Origin of the sequence: Actinosynnema sp. NPDC023658 (assembly GCF_040639995.1) — a bacterium.
GTDB lineage: Bacteria > Actinomycetota > Actinomycetes > Mycobacteriales > Pseudonocardiaceae > Actinosynnema.
Window position 1 is genome coordinate 1 of record NZ_JBFAAX010001273.1, and the last position, 1,422, is coordinate 1,422.

1 protein-coding gene is annotated in these 1,422 nt (G+C 70.5%); it reads right to left on the reverse strand.

Going from position 1 to position 1,422, the window contains the following annotated elements; all coding sequences use genetic code 11:
• Nucleotides 1–173 precede the first annotated feature (173 nt).
• Nucleotides 174–1,421, reverse strand: coding sequence for a phosphopyruvate hydratase (gene eno, locus AB0G02_RS40190; protein WP_360805790.1), 1,248 nt, complete (start codon nucleotides 1,419–1,421; stop codon nucleotides 174–176).
• Nucleotide 1,422 lies beyond the last annotated feature (1 nt).

The following is a 1,422-nucleotide window of genomic DNA, read 5'->3' on the forward strand; positions in this document are numbered from 1 at the left end:
CTTGCGCGTCACGGGTCGGCGCGCTCGGGCGAGGCTCGCGAGCGCCGCTCGCTGATGCGGACGGGGAGGGTCCCGGTGCCGCGGGCGGTCGCGGTCGCGGTGGACCGGGGAACGCGAAGGGACCGGCGGGGCGGACTCGATCGCGTCCGTGCCGCCGGTCCCGGGGCACTCCGTCAGCGGCGGCCGTTGAGCGCGCTGCGGCCGGCGTACTCGGCCTGCGAGCCCAGCTCCTGCTCGATGCGGATCAGCTGGTTGTACTTGGCGGTGCGGTCCGAGCGGGACAGCGAGCCGGTCTTGATCTGCCCGCAGTTGGTGGCCACCGCGAGGTCCGCGATGGTGGTGTCCTCGGTCTCGCCGGAGCGGTGCGACATCACCACGGAGTAGCCGGCCCGGAATGCCGTGTTGGCGGTCAGCAGCATCTCGCTGAGCGTGCCGATCTGGTTGACCTTGACCAGGATCGAGTTCGCGATGCCGAGGTCGATGCCCTTGCGCAGCAGGTCGACGTTGGTGCAGAACACGTCGTCACCGACGAGCTGGCAGCGGTCACCGATGGCGTCGGTGACGAGCTTCCAGCCGTCGAAGTCGTCCTGCGCCATCGCGTCCTCGATCGACACGATCGGGAACTTGGCCACCAGCTCGGTGAGGTAGCCGACGTGCTCCTCGATCGAGCGCTTGCGGCCCTCCCCCTTGTAGTCGTACACGCCGTCGGCGTAGAACTCCGACGCCGCCGGGTCCAGCAGCAGCGCGACGTCCTCGCCCGGGGTGTAGCCGGTCTTCTCGATCGCGTCGACCACGAACTCCAACGCCTCGTCGGCCGAGTTCAGGTTCGGCGCGAACCCGCCCTCGTCGCCCACGTTGGTGTTGTGGCCTGCCTCGTGCAGGCTCTTGCGCAGGGTGTGGAACACCTCGGAGCCCACCCGCACGGCCTCCTCGAAGCTCTCCGCGCCGACCGGCGCGATCATGAACTCCTGGAAGTCGATGGCGTTGTCCGCGTGCGCGCCGCCGTTGATGATGTTCATCATCGGCATCGGCAGCACGTGGGCGTAGGAACCGCCGACGTAGCGGTACAGCGGCTGGCGGTGCGCCGCGGCAGCCGCCTTGGCCACCGCGAGCGAGACGCCGAGGGTGGCGTTGGCGCCGAGCCTGGCCTTGTTCGGGGTGCCGTCCAGCTCGACCATCGTCCGGTCGACGACGGACTGGTCCTCGGCGTCCAGACCCCGGACCGCGTCGGCGATCTCGCCGTTCACCGCGCCCACGGCCTTGCGCACGCCCTTGCCGTGGTACTTGGTCTTGTCACCGTCGCGCAGCTCGACCGCCTCGTTCGTGCCGGTCGACGCGCCCGACGGCACCGCGGCACGGCCGAACGAGCCGTCCGCCAGCTCCACGTCCACCTCGACGGTCGGGTTGCCGCGGCTGTCCAGG